The organism is Cytobacillus horneckiae (assembly GCF_002835735.1).
Taxonomy (GTDB): Bacteria; Bacillota; Bacilli; order Bacillales; family Cytobacillaceae; genus Cytobacillus; species Cytobacillus horneckiae.
In genome coordinates, this window is record NZ_PISD01000085.1 from 1 (window position 1) to 1,407 (window position 1,407).

Sequence of the window (1,407 nt, forward strand, 5' to 3'; positions counted from 1 at the left end):
CATATGGTGGAAATGAAAATGAATTAATGACCATAACAGCAGCCATTGAAAAAGGATCGCAGCATCCACTTGCTTCAGCAATTATGAGAAAAGCAGAAGAAAATGGATCAGACTTTAATGATGTAATGGTTGAAGACTTCCAATCCATTACGGGCAAAGGTGTAAAAGCCAAAGTAAATAACGAAATGTATTATGTCGGAAGCCCAGCACTTTTTGAAGAATTACATGGAAGCATTGAAAGTGATAGAAAACAAAAGATTACAGAAATGCAGATCCAAGGAAAAACCGTGATGGTGCTAGGAACGAAAAAAGAGATTCTTTCGTTAATTGCTGTAGCTGATGAAATTAGGGAAACATCAAAAGAAGTTATCGGAAAATTGAATAATATTGGAATAGAAACAGTAATGCTTACAGGTGATAATCAGAGAACTGCAACTGCAATTGGAAAACAAATTGGTGTTTCTGATATTAGAGCTGATTTACTTCCAGAGGATAAGTTGAATTTCATTAAAGAACTTCGAGAAAAACATCAAAGTGTGGGAATGGTCGGAGATGGCGTGAACGATGCTCCAGCACTTGCAGCATCTACCGTTGGTGTAGCGATGGGTGGTGCTGGAACTGATACAGCTTTAGAAACGGCTGACATCGCATTAATGTCTGATGATTTGAGTAGATTACCATATACAATAAAATTAAGCCGTAAGGCTTTAGCAATCATCAAGCAAAACATTACCTTCTCTTTGGCGATTAAATTAGTGGCATTACTGTTGGTCATGCCCGGTTGGTTAACACTATGGATAGCGATATTTGCTGATATGGGAGCAACTTTACTTGTAACATTAAACAGTTTACGCTTATTGAAAATCAAAGAATAGGTTCTAAAATGGGCTTCAACAATCAGGTGTGATAATTGAAAACAATGTTATGCTTCAATAGGGATATTAACAGGAATAATCATGGAATTACAGTTGCTGTATTAGTAGGGTAAAATTAAAAGGGAAATAACTGATTAAAAGGAGGTTGTCAAAATGGTCATACAATCAAATATGTCACCCAAAGCTATTGCTGAAGTTTGGGAAAGTACAACGGATGTTTTTAAAGAACACAATATTCCACTGACTGAAAAAACTTTAGTTACATTGGTTGAAGCCGATGCATTGACTTCCCTACTTCAAGAACTCAATGCTATTGTTGGAAGTTCAACGGCAACATGTATAGAAGGTGGCTGACAAATGCCATCAAAAAAGGAGTAGGCTACTCCTTTCATCATATATATTTTAATTATACAACTAAAGGACGCTTTAACTGAGCAACGAAAAAAGCCAAATTTCTCAATTGATGTTGAGAAATTTGGCTTTTTAGTATGAGAATTTCCTTAGCGTTGTAAATCCGCATTTTCCTGACGCT

The 1,407-nt window shown here is 36.2% G+C and carries 2 protein-coding genes; both read left to right on the forward strand.

Translation table 11 applies throughout. From position 1 onward, the window contains the following. The coding region (locus CWS20_RS26795) for an HAD-IC family P-type ATPase (protein ID WP_142385430.1) at positions 1–875 on the forward strand (875 nt) is incomplete at its 5' end. A gap of 153 nt (positions 876–1,028) precedes the next feature. Continuing rightward, positions 1,029–1,229: a hypothetical protein gene (locus CWS20_RS26800; RefSeq protein ID WP_040037814.1), complete on the forward strand. Its 201-nt coding sequence runs from the start codon at positions 1,029–1,031 to the stop codon at positions 1,227–1,229. Positions 1,230–1,407: the final 178 nt, after the last annotated feature.